Origin of the sequence: Streptomyces sp. Q6, from assembly GCF_036967205.1 — a bacterium.
In the GTDB taxonomy this organism is placed as follows: domain Bacteria; phylum Actinomycetota; class Actinomycetes; order Streptomycetales; family Streptomycetaceae; genus Streptomyces; species Streptomyces citrinus.
Genome location: NZ_CP146022.1, coordinates 8,177,181 through 8,196,621, shown reverse-complemented (window position 1 = coordinate 8,196,621; position 19,441 = coordinate 8,177,181). Strand labels below are relative to the sequence as shown.

Annotated in this window: 20 protein-coding genes and 1 pseudogene; 14 read left to right on the top strand and 7 right to left on the bottom strand. The window is 72.5% G+C overall.

The window, feature by feature from the left end; all coding sequences use genetic code 11:
* Positions 1-17: 17 nt before the first annotated feature.
* Together V2W30_RS37635 and V2W30_RS37630 are read left to right on the top strand one after the other, a co-directional pair.
* Positions 18-998 carry a hydroxyacid dehydrogenase gene (locus tag V2W30_RS37635; protein WP_338703911.1) on the top strand — a complete coding sequence of 327 codons (981 nt, stop codon included), beginning with the start codon at positions 18-20 and terminating at the stop codon, positions 996-998.
* On the top strand, positions 995-2,881 hold the full coding sequence (locus V2W30_RS37630) for a DUF2264 domain-containing protein (RefSeq protein ID WP_338703084.1): 1,887 nt from the start codon (positions 995-997) through the stop codon (positions 2,879-2,881). Before V2W30_RS37635 ends, V2W30_RS37630 begins: the two co-directional genes overlap by 4 nt.
* On the opposite strand, the gene V2W30_RS37625 is transcribed toward V2W30_RS37630, so the two are convergent.
* A complete protein-coding gene (locus tag V2W30_RS37625) occupies positions 2,857-3,450 on the bottom strand; it encodes a TetR/AcrR family transcriptional regulator (protein WP_338703083.1) in 594 nt (197 codons plus the stop codon). The two genes, V2W30_RS37630 and V2W30_RS37625, sit on opposite strands and share 25 nt — an antisense overlap.
* Positions 3,451-3,453: 3 nt before the next feature.
* Positions 3,454-4,926, bottom strand: coding sequence for an MFS transporter (locus V2W30_RS37620; protein WP_338703082.1), 1,473 nt, complete (start codon positions 4,924-4,926; stop codon positions 3,454-3,456).
* Positions 4,927-5,086: 160 nt separating this feature from the next.
* Here V2W30_RS37620 and V2W30_RS37615 point away from each other — a divergent pair, with 160 nt between their 5' ends.
* Positions 5,087-6,016 (top strand): Gfo/Idh/MocA family protein, encoded by a 930-nt coding sequence (locus V2W30_RS37615; RefSeq protein WP_338703081.1) that lies wholly within the window; start codon positions 5,087-5,089, stop codon positions 6,014-6,016.
* Here V2W30_RS37615 and V2W30_RS37610 read toward each other — a convergent pair.
* Positions 5,984-6,511, bottom strand: a complete 528-nt coding sequence (locus tag V2W30_RS37610) for an aminoglycoside phosphotransferase family protein (protein WP_338703080.1) — start codon at positions 6,509-6,511, stop codon at positions 5,984-5,986. The genes V2W30_RS37615 and V2W30_RS37610 overlap by 33 nt on opposite strands.
* Before the next feature lie 458 nt (positions 6,512-6,969).
* On the opposite strand from V2W30_RS37610, the gene V2W30_RS37605 reads away from it, so the two are divergent.
* Entirely contained in the window at positions 6,970-8,166 is a 1,197-nt protein-coding gene (locus V2W30_RS37605; protein WP_338703079.1) for a DUF4032 domain-containing protein, read from the top strand.
* 19 nt (positions 8,167-8,185) lie between these two features.
* On the opposite strand, the gene V2W30_RS37600 is transcribed toward V2W30_RS37605, so the two are convergent.
* Entirely contained in the window at positions 8,186-8,740 is a 555-nt protein-coding gene (locus V2W30_RS37600) for a hypothetical protein (RefSeq protein ID WP_338703078.1), read from the bottom strand.
* A 453-nt stretch (positions 8,741-9,193) separates the two neighbouring features.
* Between V2W30_RS37600 and V2W30_RS37595 the strand changes: the two genes are divergently transcribed.
* The 5 genes from V2W30_RS37595 (at position 9,194) to V2W30_RS37575 (ending at position 13,907) form a co-directional block, all read left to right on the top strand.
* Positions 9,194-10,048, top strand: a complete 855-nt coding sequence (locus tag V2W30_RS37595; protein ID WP_338703077.1) for a helix-turn-helix domain-containing protein — start codon at positions 9,194-9,196, stop codon at positions 10,046-10,048.
* 51 nt (positions 10,049-10,099) lie between these two features.
* Positions 10,100-11,140 carry a PhlD gene (locus V2W30_RS37590; RefSeq protein ID WP_338703076.1) on the top strand — a complete coding sequence of 347 codons (1,041 nt, stop codon included), beginning with the start codon at positions 10,100-10,102 and terminating at the stop codon, positions 11,138-11,140.
* Positions 11,141-11,220: 80 nt separating this feature from the next.
* Positions 11,221-11,892 (top strand): TetR family transcriptional regulator, encoded by a 672-nt coding sequence (locus V2W30_RS37585; RefSeq protein ID WP_338703075.1) that lies wholly within the window; start codon positions 11,221-11,223, stop codon positions 11,890-11,892.
* Between the two features lie 7 nt (positions 11,893-11,899).
* Entirely contained in the window at positions 11,900-12,691 is a 792-nt protein-coding gene (locus V2W30_RS37580; protein WP_338703074.1) for an SDR family NAD(P)-dependent oxidoreductase, read from the top strand.
* Positions 12,692-12,806: 115 nt separating this feature from the next.
* A complete protein-coding gene (locus V2W30_RS37575; protein ID WP_338703073.1) occupies positions 12,807-13,907 on the top strand; it encodes an acyltransferase family protein in 1,101 nt (366 codons plus the stop codon).
* Here V2W30_RS37575 and V2W30_RS37570 read toward each other — a convergent pair.
* A complete protein-coding gene (locus V2W30_RS37570; RefSeq protein ID WP_338703072.1) occupies positions 13,888-14,583 on the bottom strand; it encodes a DUF2470 domain-containing protein in 696 nt (231 codons plus the stop codon). The genes V2W30_RS37575 and V2W30_RS37570 overlap by 20 nt on opposite strands.
* Before the next feature lie 290 nt (positions 14,584-14,873).
* Here V2W30_RS37570 and V2W30_RS37565 point away from each other — a divergent pair, with 290 nt between their 5' ends.
* Entirely contained in the window at positions 14,874-15,458 is a 585-nt protein-coding gene (locus tag V2W30_RS37565; RefSeq protein WP_338703071.1) for a sigma-70 family RNA polymerase sigma factor, read from the top strand.
* Positions 15,455-16,207, top strand: a complete 753-nt coding sequence (locus V2W30_RS37560; protein WP_338703070.1) for an anti-sigma factor — start codon at positions 15,455-15,457, stop codon at positions 16,205-16,207. Before V2W30_RS37565 ends, V2W30_RS37560 begins: the two co-directional genes overlap by 4 nt.
* Before the next feature lie 130 nt (positions 16,208-16,337).
* Here the strand turns inward: V2W30_RS37560 and V2W30_RS37555 are convergent, their stop codons facing one another.
* Positions 16,338-16,976 (bottom strand): fasciclin domain-containing protein, encoded by a 639-nt coding sequence (locus V2W30_RS37555; protein ID WP_338703069.1) that lies wholly within the window; start codon positions 16,974-16,976, stop codon positions 16,338-16,340.
* A 78-nt stretch (positions 16,977-17,054) separates the two neighbouring features.
* Positions 17,055-17,645 (bottom strand): annotated as a pseudogene (locus V2W30_RS37550) (molybdopterin-dependent oxidoreductase); the annotation flags it as partial.
* Positions 17,646-18,092: 447 nt separating this feature from the next.
* Here V2W30_RS37550 and V2W30_RS37545 point away from each other — a divergent pair.
* From V2W30_RS37545 to V2W30_RS37535, 3 genes are read left to right on the top strand one after another with little or no spacing between them, the layout of a single operon-like run.
* The gene (locus V2W30_RS37545; RefSeq protein WP_338703068.1) at positions 18,093-18,383 is read left to right on the top strand and encodes a hypothetical protein; all 291 of its coding nucleotides are present in this window, start codon (positions 18,093-18,095) and stop codon (positions 18,381-18,383) included.
* Positions 18,384-18,431: 48 nt separating this feature from the next.
* Entirely contained in the window at positions 18,432-19,031 is a 600-nt protein-coding gene (locus V2W30_RS37540; RefSeq protein ID WP_338703067.1) for a VanZ family protein, read from the top strand.
* Between the two features lie 5 nt (positions 19,032-19,036).
* Positions 19,037-19,438, top strand: a complete 402-nt coding sequence (locus V2W30_RS37535) for an ATP-binding protein (RefSeq protein ID WP_338703066.1) — start codon at positions 19,037-19,039, stop codon at positions 19,436-19,438.
* Positions 19,439-19,441 lie beyond the last annotated feature (3 nt).

The following is a 19,441-nucleotide window of genomic DNA, read 5'->3' as shown; positions in this document are numbered from 1 at the left end:
CTCGCGTGGCATTGGCCATGTCGCCGCAGGCCGCCGCGGCCGTCTTCACGCCGCGGTCCCTGGCCGCGCTCGCCGAGGTCTGCGATCCGGCGCCGCTGCCCGCTCTGGACGACCTGACGACCGTACGGGCCAAGGAGGTCCTCGCCGACGTCGAGCTCCTGGTCACCGGCTGGGGCTGTCCGCCACTGGACGCGGCCGTCCTGGCGTCGGCACCCCGGCTCAGGGCCGTGGTCCACGCGGCCGGTTCGGTGCGCGGGCACGTCACCGACGCCTGCTGGGAGCGGGGCATCGAGGTGACGTCGGCGGCGTCGGCCAACGCGCTGCCGGTCGCCGAGTACACCCTCGGCATGATCCTGCTGTACGGCAAGCGGGTCCTGGAGCGGGCCCGCGACTTCCGGCGGACCCGCGAGCGCGGCAACTGGCTGCTCACCCCGGATCAGGTCGGCAACTACCGCCGCACCGTGGGCATCCTCTCCGCCTCGCTGATCGGCCGCCGGGTCGTGGAACTCCTGCGGCCCTTCGACTTCGAGGTGCTGCTGCACGATCCGTACATCACCGACGCGGACGCCGCCGCACTGGGCGTGGAGCGGGTCGGGCTGCCCGAACTGTTCGCGCGCAGTGACGTGCTGACCGTCCACACACCGCTGCTGCCGGCGACCCGCGGGCTCGTCAGCCGGGAGCTGCTCGGCTCGATGCGGCCGGGCGCGACCCTGATCAACACCGCGCGCGGCGCCGTCGTCGACCAGGACGCCCTCACCGACGTGGTGTGCGCGGGCCGGATCAGGGCCGTGCTCGATGTGACGGACCCCGAGGTCCTGCCCGCGGACCACCCGTTGTGGGACTCCCCGGACGCGCTGATCACCCCGCATCTCGCCGGTTCCCAGGGCAACGAGTGGGAAAGGCTCGCCGACACCGCCGTCGGCGAGGTGGCCCGCTGGGCCGCGGGCGACGGCTTCGCCCATCCCGTACGACGTGAAAGGCTGGCGTTCCTCGCATGAGCATCCCGTTCGAACTCCCGGCGGAAGACCGGGCGTTGAGCCCGTACACCGGTTACACCCGCGCGCACGTGGAGGCCGTCGCCGACGGGCTGCTCGGTGCCGCGTGGCGCTGGGCGACTCCGGAGGGCGCCCTGCTCGACCTGCCGGGCCGCCCCTCGGGTTCCGGGGTCCGCTCGGACGGCCTCGAAGGCTATGCCCGTACGTTCCTGGCGGCCGGATTCCGGGTCGCGGGCGCGGACGGCAAGGACCCGCACGGCTGGCTGGAGCGGTACGCGCGGGGTCTGACCGCGGGCACCAGGACGCCCGGCCAGGACGACGCCGAGTCGTGGCCGCTGATCCTCGACCACCATGTGCAGGGCCAGCCGATGGTGGAGTCCGCGTCGGTGGCGCTCGGCCTGATGCTGACCAGGCCGTGGCTGTGGGACCGGCTCGACGAAGACGTGCAGGACCGGGCGGAGACGTGGCTGCGCGGCGCGATCACGCACACGCCCGCGCCGAACAACTGGTACCTGTTCCCCTTCATGGTGGCGTCGTTCCTGGAGTCGGTGGGACGCGGTGACTCGGCCACGGCGCGGTCCATGGAGCGGGCCCTCGACCTGATGGAGACGTGGTACCGCGGCGACGGCTGGTACGCGGACGGCGACGGGCGCGCCTTCGACCACTACAACGGGTGGGCGCTGCACCTCTACCCGATGCTGCACGCCCATCTCGCGGGCGACCAGGCGCTCGCGGAGCGCTTCGGGCCGCGGCTGCGCGAGCACCTGGAGGGCTTCTCGCTGATGTTCGGCGGGGACGGCGCGCCGCTGCACTACGGGCGGTCGCTGAGCTACCGGTTCGCCGCGTCGGCGGCGGTCGGCATCGGCGCCGTCACGGGCCGCACGCCGCTGTCCCCGGGTGCGTCGCGCCGCCTGATCAGCGGAAACCTGCGCTACTTCCTCGACCGGGGCGCGCTGACACCGGACGGTCTCCTGAGTCTCGGCTGGCACGGTCCGCACGACGCGACGCTCCAGCACTACTCGGGGCCCGCGTCACCGTACTGGGCGTCGAAGGGGTTCGTGGCGCTGCTCGCGGGCGACGACCATCCGCTGTGGACGGCCACGGAGGAGCCCGCGCCGAGCGAGGGACCCGACCGGGTCGTCGCGCTGCCCGCGCCGGGTCTGCTCGTCCAGTCGACGCGGGACGACGGCATCGTGCGCCTGCACAACCACGGCAGCGACCATGTCCGGCCGCACGAGGGCGAGTTCGCGGAGCAGGCCGACGCCCACTACGGCCGTCAGGCCTACTCCACGCACACCGGCCCCACGTCCCTGACGAACGTGGCCGACAACCATCTGTCGGTCGAGGTCGGCGGCGTCACCAGTGTGCGGCGGCGCATCCATCCGCTGGGCGCGGGGCACGGCGACGGGTGGGGCTGGGCGGCCTCCTGGCACCGTCCGGTGTTCGTCTCGGGTCCGCCGATGGTGCCGGGGCTGCGCGTCGAGAGCGTCACCGTGGCGCGGGGCCACCACGAGCTGCGGGTCCACCGCGTCGTGGGCGCGCCGCACGGAGCGCGGCTCACGCTGACCGGCTGGGCGACGGACGCGCTGCGCTCGGAGCTGGTCGGGGTGCACGGCTGGAGCGAGCGGGACACCGTGCGGGCGCCCCAGGGCACCGCGTTCGAGCCGTGGGTCACCGTCCCGCGGCTCTCCGCGCAGGCCGAGGGCACCGCGGTGTTCGTCGCCCTCGCGTCGCTGAGCGCCGAGGAGCGGGCGACGCCGCTCGCCGAGGCGGTGGCCGAAGTGGCCTGCGCCGACGGCGGGGTGACGGTGCGCTGGGCCGACGGCCACGAGACCGTCGTGCGCTTCGAGCCGCTGTCGGTTCAGGGGGCCGACGGGTCCAGCTGAGCCTGGACGGCGGGACCGTAGCGGTCCACCACGTCGTCGATGCCCGCGGCCCGCACGTGCGGGCCGCGGGCGATGCCGTACATCACGCCGAGGCCGAGCAGCAGGCCGACGGCGAGTTCGGCGCGCAGGCCCGCGTCGTCGCCGGTGAGACGGGCGGCGAGGCGTTCGCTGACCTGGGTGCGGAAGTTGGCGCGCAGGATGTCCCCCTGGGCGCCGTGCAGCGGGGCGAAGACGATCCGCAGGATCGGGTCGACACCGCGCTCGGCCTGCCCGGTCAGGACGGAGCGCACCATGTGGCGGCCGAGGTCCTGGAGGGGCGCGTCGAGGAGGGCGTCCACGTCGGCCTCGAAGTTCATGACGCCGGAGAACAGGGCGTCCTTGTTCCCGAAGTACTTGAGGATGAGCGGCGGGCTGACACCCGCCCGGTCGGCGACCGCCTTGAGGGTGATGTCGCCGTGGGCGTGCCGGGCCAGCAGGTACCGGGCGGCGCGGACGATCGCCGCCTTGGTCGCCTCCGCGTCGCGGCGCCCCTGCGCGGGCTGCCGCTCGTCGGTGTACGCCATGGTCATCGCTCACGCTCCTTTCGCCGTGGCCACCGGGGCCGCCGCACGCGCCCCGGCCGGTTCGTCGGCGCGGTCGGCCGGGACGGCCAGGGCGACGGCCGCGGCCAGCAGTGCGACCGTACCCGCCATCGTGAAGGCGATCCGGTACCCGTGCAGCGACGGCACCTCGCCGCCGGAGAGCGGCATCGTGTGGTGGACGAGGACCGCGGCGACGGCGGCGCTGGAGACGGCCTGGCCGATGGTGCGCATGAGGACGTTGACGCCGTTCGCGGAGGCGGTGGCGCCGGCCGGGACGGCGCGCAGGATCAGCGTGGGCAGCGCCGAGTAGGCGAGGGTGGTGCCGGTCGAGACGACGGCCGCGCCGACGAGGATCACCCACAGGTCCGTGCTGTCGGCGATCCGCACGGCGTAGCCGAGCGCGAGGACGCCGCCGCCGACGGCGAGGGTGACCCGGGGGCCGCGCGCGGTGGAGATCCGGGCGGACACGGGCGAGAAGAGCAGCATGATGACGCCGCTGGGCAGCATGCACAGGCCGGTCGCGACGATGGACAGGCCGAGGCCGTAGCCGGTGGCGACGGGTGCCTGCACGAGTTGCGCGGTGACGAGCGAATTGGCGTAGAAGGCGAACCCGGTGAGCAGCGCGGCGACGTGCGGCAGGCCGACACGGCGGCCGGCGGCGAGCCGCAGGTCCACCAAGGGGGCGGCGCTGCGCAGTTGCTGCCATGCCCACAGCCCGAGGATCACGATCGCGGCGGCGAACAGGCCGACGACGGGGCCGCTGCTCCACCCCCACTGGCCGCCCTGGGAGACGCCGAGCAGCAGGCAGACGAGGCCCGCGGCGAGCCCGAGCGTGCCGAGCATGTCGAACCGGCCGGGTGCCCTGACGGGTGACTCGCTCACCGTCCACCAGGCGAGGCCGAGCCCGAGCGCGCCGAGGCCGCTGGTCGCCCAGAACATGACGTGCCAGTCGGCGTACTGCACGATGAGCGCCGCGAGGGGCAGACCGAGGGCGGCGCCGACGCCGACGGTGGAGCTCATCAGGGCGACGGCGGATCCGGTGCGGTGGGGCGGCAGTTCGTCGCGCAGGATGCTGATCGACAGGGGCACGACCGCGGCGGCTGCGCCCTGGAGCGCGCGGGCCGCGACGAGGATGCGGATGTCGGAGGTCAGCGCGCACAGGACGGAGCCGACGGTCATCAGGCCGAGCGCCCCGAGCAGCACGCGCCGCTTGCCGTACATGTCGCCGGCCCGGCCGAGGACGGGGGTGAGGACGGCGCCGGCCAGGAGCGTCGCGGTGACCATCCAGGAGACGGCGGCGGGGGACGCGCCGGTCAGCCGGGGCAGGTCGGGGAGCAGCGGCACGACGACCGTCTGCATGACCGCCATGAGGATGCCGCCGAAGGCGAGCACGGGCACGGCGAACCGCTCGCGAGGGCGCGACGGCACGGGGATCGGCGGGCCGGGTATCGGGGCGGGGTCCATGGGTCTCCTGCTCGGGGACGCCGGGGTGAATGGCCATTCACCCGGATCGGTGAATCAGTATTCACCACGGTCGGCGGGCTGTCTGCGGCATACGTCCGCCTCCCGCGGCGACCAGCCCGGTCCGTGTGACGCGCGGGGATGCCGGGGAATACTGCCGACCATGACCTCAACTGACACACCGCGCTTCGGCCTGGTCGGTACGGGCTCGTGGGCCCGGCGCACGTACGGTCCCGCGCTCCAGGCCCACAAGGGCGTCGACCTGGTGGGCGTGTGGGGGCGGCGCCCCGAGGCCGCGGCCGAACTCGCCGCCGCGCACCACACGACGGCGTTCGACGACGTGGACGCGCTGTTCGCGGCGTGCGACGCGGTGGCGTTCGCCGTCCCGCCGGACGTCCAGGCGCCGCTCGCGGCGCGGGCCGCGGCGGCGGGCTGCCATCTCCTGCTCGACAAGCCACTCGCGTTCGATCCGGAGGCGGCCCGTGCCGTGGTGGCGGCCGCGGACGCGGCGGGGGTCGCGTCGGCCGTGTTCTGCACGCTGCGCTACGCGCCCGTGACGGCGGAGTGGATCGCCTGCCAGGCCGCCGCGGAGGGCTGGTTCACGGGGCGGGCCGACTGGTTCGGGGCGCTGTACGAGGCCGGTGACGACGCCGCGGTGCGCGCCGCGTCCCCGTGGCGCGCGGAGCGGGGTGCGCTGTGGGACGTGGGTCCGCACGCGCTGGCGGTGCTGCTGCCGATCCTGGGCGACGTGGTGGCGACGACGGCGCGGCGCGGTCCCGGCGACACCGTGCACCTGGTGCTGCGGCACGCCTCGGGCGCGTCCTCGACGGCGGCACTGAGTCTGACGACTCCCCCGGCCGCGGCGGGCATCTCGGTCGAACTTCGTGGCGCGCAGGGCCTGTTCGCGATGCCGACGGAGTTCGGGGTGGCGCAGGAGTCCCTGGCCGTGGCCGTCGACACCCTCCTGGAGTCGGCGCGTACGGGCGTCCCGGCGGCGTGCGACGCGCGGTTCGGGCTGCGCCTCACGGAGATCCTCGCGGCGGCGCAGGAGTCCCTGGAGTCAGCCGGTCCCGAACCCCGCCTCGGCGAGTGAGCCGAGGTCGGTGACGCCGTCCGGCGACGGCAACTCCCGCAGGTACCAAGGGAGAGCGCTGTAGACGTGCAGCAGCGTGGACGCCATCACGGCGCGCGGCTCGACGGCGCGGCCGCACGCTTTCGTGAAGCGGGACATGAGACGCGGGTCGGCGCGGGTGACGAACAGGCCGACGGCGACGACGTCGTGGACGGGGTCGCCGATCATCGCGGGCTCGACGTCGAACAGCCCGGTCAGTCGCGCAGGCCCGGTGTCGACGAGCAGGTGCCGGCGCATGAACTCCGTGTGCGGCAGGGCGCGTTCACCGTCGTACGCGGGCACGGCGCCGTCGAGGAACGCGTCGATCCGCGCGCACCACTCCTCCGGCAGCCCCTTCTCGCGCTGCCGCACCACCGCTCGTACGCGCTGTCCGGCGACGAACGCGGTCCAGTCGTCGGGCCCGAGGGCGTCCACCAGCGGGCCGGGGTCGAGCCCGTGCAGCGCGGCCAGGGCCACCCCGCGGCGTCGACGAGCCGGTCCTGGTCCGCGCGCGGGACGCGCGGCCAGGCGAGGGCGGCTCTCCCCGCCGGCCGTTCCATGAGGACGTAGCGCCAGCCGTTCTCGTAGGCCCCGGCGGCGGGCACCTCCGGCGTGGGGACGGGAAGCCGGCCGTGCAGATGCTCCAGGACGCGGGCCTCGCGCACCCCGTCCTCGGCGGCCACGGCCGGGAAGAGCTTCAGGACGTGCGCGTCGCCGACGGCGCAGACCGGCCGAGTGCCCTCGGCGAACCGCACGGGATCGGTGTCCGGCAGGCCCAGGCGGGCGCACAGGTCGAGCACGCCGGGACGCAAGCGGGCCTCGTCCCTCATCCGGCACGACCCGGTCCCACGCGTAGTCGCTCTCCACCGGCGGCAGCATGATCGGCACCGTAGCCGCGCCCCTGACCTGCCCGACAGCCGTTTACGCTGGTGACCATGCCGCTCCAGATCAGCGCCACCAACCCCGAGCACCCGGTGCTCCTCCTCGCCCTGCCGTGGCACATACCGCTGGAGGAGTGGCCCGACGAGTACCTCGTGCCGCTGCCGCGCGGCATCTCGCGGCACGTGGTGCGGTACGCGCGCGCCGGTGACGAGGTCGTCGCCGTGAAGGAACTCGCCGAGCGTCCCGCGCTGCGCGAGTACGAACTGCTGCGCACGCTCGACCGATTGGGGATTCCCTCGGTCGACCCGCTGGCGGTCGTCACGGGTCGCGAGCAGCCGGACGGCAGCCCCCTGGAACCGGTCCTGATCACCCGTCACCTCGGCGGGTCGCAGCCGTACCGGTCCATGTTCGAGACGACGATGCGTCCCTCCACGGTGCACCGGCTGATGGACGCCCTCGCGGTGCTCCTCGTTCGCCTGCACCTCACCGGGTTCGCCTGGGGCGACTGCTCGCTGTCCAACACCCTGTTCCGCCGGGACGCGGGCGCCTACGCCGCGTATCTCGTGGACGCCGAAACGGGCGAGCTGCACGAGAAGTTGAGCGACGGGCAGCGGGCGTACGACATCGACCTGGCGCGGGTGAACATCAGCGGCGAGATGCTCGATCTGGAGGCCTCGGGGGCGCTGCACCCGTCCATCGACCCGATCGAGTTCGGCGCGGAGGTCGGGCAGCGCTACGAGAACCTGTGGAACGAACTGACCCGCACGTCGGTGTACCCGGCGGGCAAGCACCACTACATGGAGCGGCGCATCCGCCGTCTCAACGACCTGGGCTTCGACGTGGCCGAGATGCAGATCTCGCGCTCCCCGCAGGGCGACACCGTCACGTTCGTGCCGAAGGTCGTCGACGCGGGCCACCACCAGCGCCAACTCCTGCGCCTGACCGGCATGGACGCGGAGGAGAACCAGGCGCGGCGGCTCCTGAACGACCTGGAGAGCTGGATGGCGACCCAGGACGACGCACCCGGGGCGCGGCCCGAGGTCCTCGCGCACCGCTGGGTGCGCGACGTGTTCCGGCCGACGGTGCGCGCGGTGCGCGACCGGGTCCCGGTGCCGATGGACCCGGCCGAGCTGTACCACGAACTCCTCGAACACCGTTGGTACTTGTCCGAGCGCGCGCAGCACGACATCGGCCTCGACGCGGCGACGGAGGACTACATCAGGACGCGACTCAAGCCGCAGGACGACTGACCGGGCAGGGGCGGGCGGGTCAGTGCCCGCCCTGCGGCTTCTCGCAGCCGGTGCCCTCGAGGTACGCGCCGTGGGTCTCCAGGCGGAGCATGCCGCCGAGCGAACCGTCCAGGCAGAAGGCCGGGCTGCGGTCCACGACGAAGCTGACGAAGCCGCGGGTCCCCCGCACCGTGACCTTCTCGTACCCGGCGTCGGCCAGCGCGGCGGTGACCTGCCGGTCGGTGACGTCCCGCCGCCGGGCGTACGGCGCGAGGGCCTTCTCGACCCGCTCCTTCGCCTCGGCCGCGTCGCAGACGGCCTGCCCGCTGAGGTCGGCGGTCGACTGGAAGGCGTGGTTCTCCTCGTACTTGGGGTTGGCGTCGCCGGCTTCCGCGGGCTGGGAGGGGCGGACGGTGGGGCGTATGGAGACTCCGGCGCAGTCCACGGGGCGCGGGGAGGGCGGTGCGACGGCGCGGGGCGCGGCACTGGGGCCGGCCTCCCCGGCCTTCTCCTGGCCGCATGCCGTCAGGAGCGACAGGCATGCCAGCGCGGTGAGCGCGACTCCCGCCCCCGCGGCGCGTCTTCGTATCGTCATGGGCCCGAGTATGCCCGGGCGGGCGCGGGTGACCGGGCGCGGCCGGTGCCGTGGCCGCTACGTAATGGCGAGTGACGGCACCGACCGCAGCCAGTGACCTTCGGATGCCGCCGGGGAACGAGTGCGGGACGTGCGTCGGACAACGCATTTTCCGGCCACATCGAGCGAATGGGTGGCCCGGTCCCGCTCTCACTTCCTCGAACAGCCCGAAGGCTCGCGGGTTGTTGTCCGACGCCGGGAAATTTCGGCCATTTTCGAACGGCCCGGCACAGGTGCCGCATCACTGTGTCCACGTGCTCACAGATGAGGAAACCGGCAGGTGGGCAACCCCGCACGACCCATCATGACGGATCGTCTGATCGTTTTCTTCGGGCAATGTTTATTACCAAAGGCGTTGGGAGTATTTAGACTGCTCACGCTCAACTCGGCGTGCACAAAAAGGGATTACTCACCATGAACAAGAAGGCGCTGCGCGCCCTGCTCCGTGAACGTCGCGCCCTCATAGCCCCCGAGTCCCACGGATTCACCCGCCCCACGGGCCAGGGCCGCCGCGCCCCCGGCCTCTCCCAGCACCAGGTCGACCAGCTGCTGCACCGGACGCTGGGGACGTATCACCGGCTGGAGTCGGGCAACTATCCCAATCCGCCCACGTCTCTCTTGCGCGACATCGCCCTTCTGTTCGATCTCAACGAGCAGGAATGGACGTCGCTCTGCAGGTTCTCGCTCCACCAGGATCCGCCAGGGCCACTCCTCTCGTCCTCGGGAAAAGAGATTCCGGGGATCTGGCAGGAGGCTGTCGACGGAATCGAGCACATCTCGTACGTCACTGACGCCTCGTGGGACCTGCTGACCCACAACTCCGCCTTCGCCGAGCTCTTCCCCGACAGCAAAGTGCCCACCAACACGATGCGTTGGATGCTCCTCGACCCCTCGGCACGCGACACTTTGATGGACTGGTCGACAGCCTGGGTCCCGTGGATCATCCCGCAGCTGCGGGCCGCGATCATCGCTCGCCCCGAGGACGAGACGCTGGCCCGCATCGAACGGGACATCGCCTGCGTCCCCGAGATCGCCGCCGCCTACGACGAGGGGGGCGCGGTGGTCCACCCGGACGGTCACGAACGCCCGCTCCGACACGCCCTCAAGGGCCCGGGCTGGGCTTCGATCTGCGCCGCCCAGCCGATGACGGCCCCCGGTTCGCGGATGTTCATCATCCTGTTCCGTCCCGGCGCCGATCGCCCCGGCCCGACACCTCCCATGCTGCGCGCCCACCGGGACAACCACCGGAACCGCGCCCGCACTGGGTGAAGTACGTTGAGCTACGCCCCCCACGCCCTACATCCCCAGTGGGAGTTGCCCATGCCCGCGTACGTCTCGCCACCCAGAACCGTCCTCGGCGCCCACAAGGTGTCCACCGAAGAGATATCCGACGACATACGCCGCCACCATCCGGACCACCCGAGGCTCGCTGCGATCCTGCGGGTCATCAACAACTGCGGTGTGCTCACACGGCACTTCAGCCGCCCGCTCGACTCCGCCTGCGTCTCCGGGCCCGCCGGTGTGCAGGAACGGACGCGAGCAGCCTTCCACGATGCTCTGGACATGGCCGAACGCGCCTCGGTGAGCGCGTTGGAGACAGCGGGTCTCGACCCGAACGACATCGACGCCATCGTCACCACACACGCGACAGGCTGGGCCGTCCCGAACCTGGACATCCATCTCATCCACCGCCTGGGACTGCGCCCCACGACACGACGCATCGCCATGACGACCGCGGCCTGCGGAGGCGGCGCCCAGTCCCTGATCCGAGCCGCCGACCTGGTCGCCGCCCGGCCGGGCACCAAGGTCCTCGTCGTCGCCGCCGAGACCCTCTCCACGTCGTACAACCACGCCTCTTCGACGATCGAGGCGATGATCTACAAAGCCCTGTTCGCGGACGCCGGTGCGGCCACCGTGGTGACCGACGAGCCGCTCGGCCCGGGCCTCGCCATCGATGACACCTTCGAATACACCCTCCCGGAAAGCTTCGATCGCTACCGCGGACGACTCGACAGCGACGGCATGCACTTCGACTCCACCAAGGCCGCCCCCACGACTGCCGCCGAGACGCTCGCGGTGGTCAAGGAGTGGGTCGGAGCGAGGACGCTGGACTTCGCGGTGATCCACCCGGGCAGCCTCAGCATCATCAGGGACACCGCCGAAGCCTTCGACCTCCCAGCCGAGCTGACCCGCCACTCGACCGAGTCCTTGATCGACGAGGGAAACCTCGGAGGCGTGAGCGTCCTCCGCGTTCTCGAGCGCACGCACGCCTCGCCGCCGGCGCCCGGGGGCCAGGGCTTGATGGTCGCCTACGGACCCGGATTCTTCAGCGCCGCCCTCCACGGCCACTGGCACGCCTGACTCCGCCCCCCACCTCCCCCTCCAAGACGTCCCACCGAGACTTATGTCCCATTGGGACATGAAGGTGTATCCTCGACGGCATGAAGGCGAACGAACCCACCACGAGTCGGTCCACCGAGGACCGGCGGCAGGTCAAGGCTCGGCGGACGCGGGACGCGTTGGCCGAGGCCGCTGTCGCGCTGGTGCTCGAGCGGGGGCTCGGGGACGTGACCGTCGAGGCGATCGCCGAGCGGGCCGACGTCACGCGGCGCACCTTCAGCCGGCACTTCGCCGGCAAGGAGGACGCGGCGCTGGACTTCACCCGCGCCGACGGCGCCCGGATCAACGCGGCGCTGCGCGAACGCCCCGCGGCCGAGCCCCCGCTGCTCGCCTACCGCAGGGCCGTCGCGGAGTGGCTCGCCGACCGGGACACCCCCGGCTGGCACCACCGTCCGCAGCTGCGCGAGCTGTACGCGGCCGTGGACCGCGAACCCGCCCTGTTCGCCGCGTACGAGCGCATCCGGGTCGACGCCCAGGACGAGTCCGTACGCATCATCGCCGAGCGCCTCGGCACCGACCCGGCCCGGGACATCCGCCCCGAGGTCGTCGTCGGTGCCGCCGCCGGCGTGCTGACCGCCGCGATGCGCACCTGGGCGCGCGGCGACGGCTCGGACGCCGAGGACCTCGCCCTTCTGGTGGCGGGGGCCTACGACGCCCTCATCGGGGAGGCCGCCCGATCGGCGGCGACCTCCGACCCCGCAATCAGAGAGTGACCGCACCATGAGCACCACCACCCCCACCGGCCAGTTCACCGAGTACGCCGCCGAGTTCGCCGGGAAGACCGCGCTCGTCACCGGCTCCGCCTCCGGCATCGGCCTGGCCACCGCCCGCCGCCTCGGCCGCGGCGGCGCGAACGTCGTCATCGCCGACTACAACCAGCAGGGCGCCGAGGAAGCCGCGCGGACCCTGAAGGACGAGGGCATCAAGGCCGCCGCGGTCGCCCTCGACGTGACGGAGCCCGCCTCCGCCGAAGCCGCCGTGCGGTTCGCCGTCGACACCTTCGGCGGGCTGGACCTGGCCGTGAACAACGCCGGTATCGGCGGCGCCAGCGCCCCCACCGGCGAGTACGACATCGATGTCTACAACCGCGTCGTGCGCACGAACCTCGACGGCGTCTTCTACTCGATGCGCTACGAGCTGCCGGTCATCGAGGCCGCGGGCAAGGGCGGCGCCATCGTGAACGTGGCCTCGATCCTCGGCTCGGTCGGCTTCGCGGGCTCCCCCGCGTACGTCGCCGCCAAGCACGGTGTCGTCGGCCTGACGAAGACGGCCGCCGCCGAGTACGCGGCCAAGGGGATCCGCGTGAACGCGGTGGGTCCCGGCTTCATCGAGACCCCGCTCCTCAAGGACATGGACAAGGCCGCCTACGACGGTCTCGTCGCCCTGCACCCGGCCGGCCGTCTGGGCCACGCCGAGGAGGTCGCCGAGCTGATCGTGTTCCTGCTCTCGGAGCGCGCCTCGTTCATCGCGGGCAGCTACCACCTGGTGGACGGCGCCTACACCGCCGTGTGACATCCGATCCCTCCCGTTCCCTTGCGGCGCTTGTGTCACACGCCCAGCCATGGAACGGTCTGCGTGGGGCAGGCGGGGGGCCTGACCCACGCAGGAGGAGGGGCACGGGCGCACGATGGAACGGCAGGCCGCACAGACCATCAACCGGGGCACGGGGAAGGCGCGCGAGTCGTACTTCGACAACGTCAAGTTCCTGACGATCGTGCTCGTCGCGTGCGGGCACGCGTGGGAGCCGCTGACGTACGGCTCCCGCGCGGTCACCGCGCTGTACCTGACGGTGTACGCCTTCCACATGCCGGCGTTCGCGCTGGTCTCGGGGTACTTCTCCCGCAGTTTCGACATGGCCCCGGGCCGGCTCAAGCGGCTGGTCACCGGGGTCGTGGTGCCGTACGTCGTCTTCGAGGTGGCGTACACGCTCTTCTACCGGTGGGCGCGGGACGACCCGTCGTACCCGATCAGCCTGCTGGACCCCTGGTATCTCATGTGGTTCCTCGCGGCCCTGTTCGTCTGGCGGCTCTCGACGCCGCTGTGGCTGCAACTGCGCCACCCCGTGTGGGTGGCGCTCGCCGTGGGGACCGCCGTGTCGATGTGGCCGGGCGCGGGCGGTGACCTCGCGCTCCAACGGGTCCTGCAATTCCTGCCGTTCTTCGTGGTGGGGCTCGTGCTGCGGCCCGAGCACTTCTCGATGCTGCGCACCTGGGGGACGCGGCTCGCGGCGCTGCCGGTGCTGCTCACCGCGGTCGTCGCCGCGTACTGGGCGGCTCCTTGGTTCGACGCGGGCTGGTTCTACCACCGCGGGAGCGTGGTGGGTCGGGGCGTGCCCGCGTGGGCCGGGCTGTGGGCGACGCCCGCCCTGTTCCTGCTGGCCCTCGTGCTGACGGCGTGCTTCCTGGCGTGGGTGCCGGGGCGCAGGCTGTGGTTCACGGCGCTGGGGACCGGCACCGTCTACGCGTACCTGCTGCACGGTTTCGTCATCAAGTCCTCCCGGTTCTGGGAGTGGTACGCGCATCCGTGGCTGCACACCCCGGCGGGCGAGCTGGCCGTCACGGCGGTCGCGGTCGCCGGCATCACGCTGCTGTGCACGCCGCCGGTGCGCGTGGTGTTCCGGTACGTCGTCGAGCCGCGGATGGACTGGGCGTTCCGGCGTCAGCAGCCGTCGCCCGGGCCCGAGGAGCGGCCCGCCGCCCGCGCGAAGGTCACCTCCGGCGACGGCTGACGGTCTGCGCCGAGGCGAGCAGGCAGTGCATCCGCTCGCCGAGGGAGGTCAGGTCGTCGGCGGGCGCGTGGAACGGGATGCGGGCGTCGGCCTGGCCCCGGACGCGCTCCAGCCGCAGCGTCAGTCCGTGCCGGTCGACGGCCAGTGGCTGGACGCGGACGACGCCGTGCAGGCTCTCGGGCGCGAGGAGCCGGGTGAGTTGTTCGACGGCTTCGGGGTGGGCGTCGGCGAGGTGGAGAAGCAGCCGCGGTTCGGCGAGGGCCAACGGGTCGGGCGCCGCTTCGGCGAGTTCGCCGAGGTCGACGCCGAGGCGCTCGGTGCGGGTCTGGAGGACCACGCGTTCGGGGCGGAGTGTCATCTCGTCGCCGTCCGGGACCAGCTCGCCGGACATCCACAGCCGGGCGCGGATCCGGTCGCGTACGGGGACGGGCGCCGCGTCGGCGAACTCCAGGAGCGCGGTGGGCCGTCCGTACGGGGCGAGGAGCGCCGACGCGGCGAGCACGCTCTCGGGCGGCGGCGTGATCCGCACCGTACCGTCGTCGGCGACGCGGTGGGCGCCGACGAGGTCGTCCTGTCCCACATCGGTGGTGACGCCGCAGGTCCACGCGGCGGCGAGCACGGAGCGTGCGCGCGACGCGGTGGTGGGCACGGCGGTAGCGAGCTGACGGACACCCATTCCGACCTCCTTAGGTAAGCCTTGCCTAACTTAGCGGAGATCGTCGCCGGGGGTCCACCCCGTGTCCGCCGCCCGGCCCCGTGTCGCCGCCGCACCACCGCGAGTTCGACCGCCCTGGACGTCGACGACCGCTTGTGACCAGCGGGCTTCCAGGGAGTGCATCTGTTCGGGCCGTGCGGGCCGAACGGGGGACGGACGGGGGTCACGACCCATCCGTGCGCCCGGCCGCGACGGATTACTCGTGTAGCCGTCGCCGCCCAGGCACCGGACAGATCATGGAGGCCCCGAACGTGAAAGAAGCCGTCCACATCGGAAGAGGCCCGGCGCCCCGGCCCGAGCTCGATGAGCTCATGGCCGAGGTCGCCAAGGGCGATCACGAGGCGTTCGCCGCGGTGTACGACGCGGTGGCGGGGCCGGTGCTCGGCGTCGTGCGCGGTGTCCTGCGCGACCGGGCCCAGTCGGAGGAGGTCGCCCAGGAGGTCCTGGTGGAGGTGTGGCGGACGGCGGCCCACTACCGCAAGGACCGCGGGACCGTCATCAACTGGGTGCTCACGCTCGCCCACCGGCGGGCGATCGACCGGGTGCGGTCGTCGGAGGCGTCGGCGGCCCGCGACCACCGTGCGGCCCTCCTTGAGCGCACCCCGGAGTTCGACGAGGTGACGGAGGAGGTCGAGGCGCGGATCGAGCGCGAGCAGGTGCGTCGCTGTCTGCGCACGCTCACCGAACTTCAGCGCCAGTCCGTGTCGTTGGCGTACTACCGCGGGCTGACGTACAGCGAGGTCGCCGAGTTGCTGTCGGTGCCGCTGGGCACGATCAAGACGCGGCTGCGCGACGGCCTGATCCGGCTCCGCGACTGCCTGGGGGTGACGGCATGAGCACCGCCGAACTCCACACCCTGACGGGTGCGTACGCGCTGCACGCCCTGTCCGACGACGAGCGCGACGCCTTCGAGCGGCATCTCGGCGACTGTGCCGCGTGCGCGCAGGAGGTGCGCGAACTGGGCGCGACGGCGGGCCGGTTGGGCCTCGCGGTGTCCGTGACGCCGCCCGCCGGGTTCAGGGACCAGGTCTTGCGCCGGGTGACGACGGTCCGCCAGGAGCCGCCCCGGACCTCCGGTGGCGGTGTCAGCGTGGCGGCCGTACCGCGCCGTCGCCCTGTCGCGCGCTGGGCGCTCGCCGCGTGTCTGGCGGCCGCCGCCTCGCTCGGCGGTGTCGCCGTGTGGCAGCACGAGCAGGCCGACCGGGCGCGGGAGGAGGCCCGTGCCGCGCAGCGGCAGGCCGACCAGGTGGCGCAGGTGCTGTCCGCGCCGGACGCGAAGGTCGCCTCGGCCCGGCTGGCGGGCGGGGCGCGCGGGTCCGTGGTCGTCTCGCACGACCGCGACCGGGCGGTGTTCGTCGCCGCGGGGATGGCGTCGCCGCCGGACGGAAAGGTGTACCAGCTCTGGTTCGACGACGGCGGGCACATGCGCCCGGCCGGTCTGCTCGACCCCGCGCGCCCGGACCAGTCGGTCCTCATGAAGGGCTCGGTCGGCGAGGCGTCCGGCATGGGGGTGAGCGTCGAACCGAACGGTGGCTCCGAGCAGCCGACGACTTCGCCCGTGGCCCTGATGTCCCTCCCCGCCTGACGGGGGAAGGCGGCCGACGTGGATCCGGTGATCCGCGCCGACCGCCTTCATGAGTGATCCGGGGCGGGGGCGCCCACGGTTTCGTGGACGCCCCCGCCCCGGCATGGAGCCCCGTCGCCGGGCCCCGGGGTCAGCTCTTCGGCATCAGGACGGTGTCGATGATGTAGACGGTGGCGTTGGCGGTCTGCACGTTGCCGCAGACCACGTTGGCACTGTCGTTGACCTTGTACGACTCACCGGATCCCGAGGTGGTGAGCTTGGACTTCTCCAGCGTGTCGAAGGAGCCGTCGCTCAGGTCGGCGGGCGCGAGGCGCTTGCCGACGACGTGGTACGTGAGGATCTTGGTGAGCTGCTCCTTGTCGTTGAGCACCTTGTCGAGGTCCGCCTTCGGGATCTTGGCGAAGGCGTCGTTGGTGGGCGCGAAGACGGTGATGTTCTGCGCGTTGTTCAGGGTGTCGACGAGGCCGGCCTTCTTCACCGCGGTGACGAGGGTGGACAGGGCCGGGTTGTTCGAGGCGGCGGTGGCCACCGGGTCCTTGGCCATGCCGTCGAAGGAACCCGCGCCGTCCTTCGGCACGGAGGCACAGGCAGAGCCGAACGGCTCGTCCGTGTCCTTCATGCCCTCCGAGCTCTGGGAAGCGGCCGGCGTGGCCTTGCCGCTGTTCCCCGAGGCACTGTCCTTGGTGTCGTCGGAGCAGGCGGCCAGTGCGAACGGGAGCACCGCGGCGAAGGCGACGGCGGTGGCGGTACGGCGGATTCGGGTGTTCATGTTCTCTCCTCGGGGGTGCGCCGACGGGCTCGGACCCGGGCGCGAAGGGGTGACAACTGCCATGCGGATAAGAGCGGTTCAGTCCACGGCGACCACCCCCGCATGCCTGCCTGACGCTCCGTCAGGGATGGTGGGGGTCCGGCGCGCGGTCTGCACGTCGCCGGTCCGGTCGGTGGCGCGGACGGTCAGCGTGTGGGTGCCCTTGGGGGCCTTCCACGCGTACGACCACTGCCGCCGGGTGTCCCTGGAGTCCTCGGCCGCAAGGCGCGCGGGCCTCCAGGACCCGTCGTCGACGCGGACCTCGACGGTGTCGATGCCGCGGTGCTGCGCCCGGGCCACCCCGGCGACCCTCACGGTCCCCGCGCGGGGCCGGGCGAAGGGCTTGGGCGTGTCGATACGGGACTGGGTCTTGTCCGGCGCCTCGCGGGCCCAGCCGCCCCGGACCCCGTACGGGTCGTCGGCGTCGAACGTGGTGAGTTCGAGGTCGCGCAGCCATGTGCGGGCCGAGACGTCACCGTGGAGACCGGGCACCACCATGCGGACGGGGAAGCCGTGCGCGAAGGGCAGCGGCCTGCCGGTCATGCCGACGGCGAGGAGTGGGTCCCTGCCGTCCGGCACGTCGTCGACGGGGGTGCCGAGCGTCATGCCGTCCACGGAGCGGGGGACGACGCACGCGAAGAGTCCGACTTCGAGGATGCCCGAGGTCAGGACCATTTTGTCGGCCGTGCCGAAGGCGCGGATCGCCCAGTCCTTGCCCCCGGGTGGGGTGCGGTCGACGGCGGCCGACCCCACCACCAGAAGCGGCCGGGACTCGGGCCGCAGGACCGCCGCGGTCACCTCGGCGACCCCGAGGGCGACCCCGCCCGCGATCGGTCCGCTGACGGCACCCCGCACCGGACGTCCCACCCGGAACGTGCTCCGCTCGCTGCTCTTCGTCCTCACACGGGGAATCCGGAGCGCCGGCCGCACCGGATGGGTCCGTCACTCGAAAGAGTGAGAAAGGTGCTCCGCTCCCAGGCCCGGCGCCCTTTCGGCTCTTCCGTCCAAGTCCACGCCTTCGGGCGGCGAATATGCCAACTGCCCGCGCCCGGCGATCCGGAGCGGCATCATGCCGCCATGGACGGTACTGCGCTCCTGCGGGAGCTCTTCACCCCCGACGAGTACGACGCGGTCCGCAGGCATGCGGACCATCTGGGTGTGACGGTCATCGAGTACGTTCGCCGGTCGGCCGCCGAACGGGCCCTGGAGCGAATGCACTTGGCGGAGGCCATCGAGACCCAGGCTCTCCATCTGGGCAAGTTGTCGATACCGCAGGTCGAGCGGGCGCGTTGCAGGGACGGTGCGTCGTCGTCCCCGGCCCTCGACCGCTTCCTGGACGCCCTCGCGCATCCCTCGGACGGAACCTGACCTCTCGTCACCGCGCGTGATCGCGGCCCGGCGGGGCACACGGTGCACATGACATCGGTGACGGCACGACGCAGGAAGGTCACGACCCGGGCCGACGGCCCGGCCCACTGGTGGCGGACGCCCGTCCGTCTCCTTGTCGCTCTCGTCGCGTTTCTCGCGCTCGTCGCCTTCGCGGCGGTGCTCGCGCGCCTCACGCTCTCCCCCTCCCCCGCGTCCGACCGGATCGCGGGGGCCAATATGCGGCCCGGGGCCAGCCTGCGGCAGTACGCGCAGTCGTACACCTTCCTGGCCGCGTGCAAGCAGATCGGCGGAAATCTTCTGCTCGGGGCGCCCTTCGGCGTGTTGCTGCCGGTCCTGGTGGCCCGCCGGATGCGGCTGTTGCAGGTGCTGCTCGTCACGGCGGCCGTCATGGTCCTGGTGGAGCTGGCGCAGGGGGCTGTCGTCCAGGGGCGTGCCTTCGACGTGGACGACATCATTCTCAACACGGGAGGTGCGTTGATCGCGTACGTCCTGGTCGGGCGGCGCATCGGCCACCGGTACCACGCGCTCTCAGGTCCGCGGGAGCGGTCCCGCTTGGCGATCAGGTTCCGTGGGAATGGGGATCGTTACCGAAGCAAGGCCCACGCAGGAGTCAAGGAAAGGGAGTGATCGTCATGCGTGCGTTCGGGGACGCCGAACGGCGTGCCGCGCGCGTGGAGTACCTCATGCCGCGGGGATCCGGGGCCGCCCGCTGGGCCAGGCGCCTGACCCGGTCGTTCCTCGCCGGCCGCACCGGCGACGGGGCGGCGGACGCGGAGCTGGTGGTGTCGGAGCTCGTCACCAACGCCGCTCGTGTCCAGGACGGCCACTGCCGGATGAGCCTGTGCCTGGACGCCGGGGAGCTGACGGTGGAGGTGCGCGACGACGGGCCGGGGATGCCTCGGATGGCGCCCGCGTCGGAGACGGCCGAGTCGGGCCGCGGCATCGCGCTGGTGCACGCCCTGGCGAACCACTGGAGCGTGGAGCCCCACCCGCTGGGCGGCAAGACGGTCCGGGCGGTGCTGGAGCACTGCTGACCG

Coding starts and splice junctions, on each gene's coding strand:
- V2W30_RS37635 (WP_338703911.1), top strand. CDS start 18: ATGTCGCCGCAGGCCGCCGCGGCCGTCTTCACGCCGCGGTCCCTGGCC.
- V2W30_RS37630 (WP_338703084.1), top strand. CDS start 995: ATGAGCATCCCGTTCGAACTCCCGGCGGAAGACCGGGCGTTGAGCCCG.
- V2W30_RS37625 (WP_338703083.1), bottom strand. CDS start 3,450: ATGACCATGGCGTACACCGACGAGCGGCAGCCCGCGCAGGGGCGCCGC.
- V2W30_RS37620 (WP_338703082.1), bottom strand. CDS start 4,926: ATGGACCCCGCCCCGATACCCGGCCCGCCGATCCCCGTGCCGTCGCGC.
- V2W30_RS37615 (WP_338703081.1), top strand. CDS start 5,087: ATGACCTCAACTGACACACCGCGCTTCGGCCTGGTCGGTACGGGCTCG.
- V2W30_RS37605 (WP_338703079.1), top strand. CDS start 6,970: ATGCCGCTCCAGATCAGCGCCACCAACCCCGAGCACCCGGTGCTCCTC.
- V2W30_RS37600 (WP_338703078.1), bottom strand. CDS start 8,740: ATGACGATACGAAGACGCGCCGCGGGGGCGGGAGTCGCGCTCACCGCG.
- V2W30_RS37595 (WP_338703077.1), top strand. CDS start 9,194: ATGAACAAGAAGGCGCTGCGCGCCCTGCTCCGTGAACGTCGCGCCCTC.
- V2W30_RS37590 (WP_338703076.1), top strand. CDS start 10,100: ATGCCCGCGTACGTCTCGCCACCCAGAACCGTCCTCGGCGCCCACAAG.
- V2W30_RS37585 (WP_338703075.1), top strand. CDS start 11,221: ATGAAGGCGAACGAACCCACCACGAGTCGGTCCACCGAGGACCGGCGG.
- V2W30_RS37580 (WP_338703074.1), top strand. CDS start 11,900: ATGAGCACCACCACCCCCACCGGCCAGTTCACCGAGTACGCCGCCGAG.
- V2W30_RS37575 (WP_338703073.1), top strand. CDS start 12,807: ATGGAACGGCAGGCCGCACAGACCATCAACCGGGGCACGGGGAAGGCG.
- V2W30_RS37570 (WP_338703072.1), bottom strand. CDS start 14,583: ATGGGTGTCCGTCAGCTCGCTACCGCCGTGCCCACCACCGCGTCGCGC.
- V2W30_RS37560 (WP_338703070.1), top strand. CDS start 15,455: ATGAGCACCGCCGAACTCCACACCCTGACGGGTGCGTACGCGCTGCAC.
- V2W30_RS37555 (WP_338703069.1), bottom strand. CDS start 16,976: ATGAACACCCGAATCCGCCGTACCGCCACCGCCGTCGCCTTCGCCGCG.
- V2W30_RS37545 (WP_338703068.1), top strand. CDS start 18,093: ATGGACGGTACTGCGCTCCTGCGGGAGCTCTTCACCCCCGACGAGTAC.
- V2W30_RS37540 (WP_338703067.1), top strand. CDS start 18,432: ATGACATCGGTGACGGCACGACGCAGGAAGGTCACGACCCGGGCCGAC.
- V2W30_RS37535 (WP_338703066.1), top strand. CDS start 19,037: ATGCGTGCGTTCGGGGACGCCGAACGGCGTGCCGCGCGCGTGGAGTAC.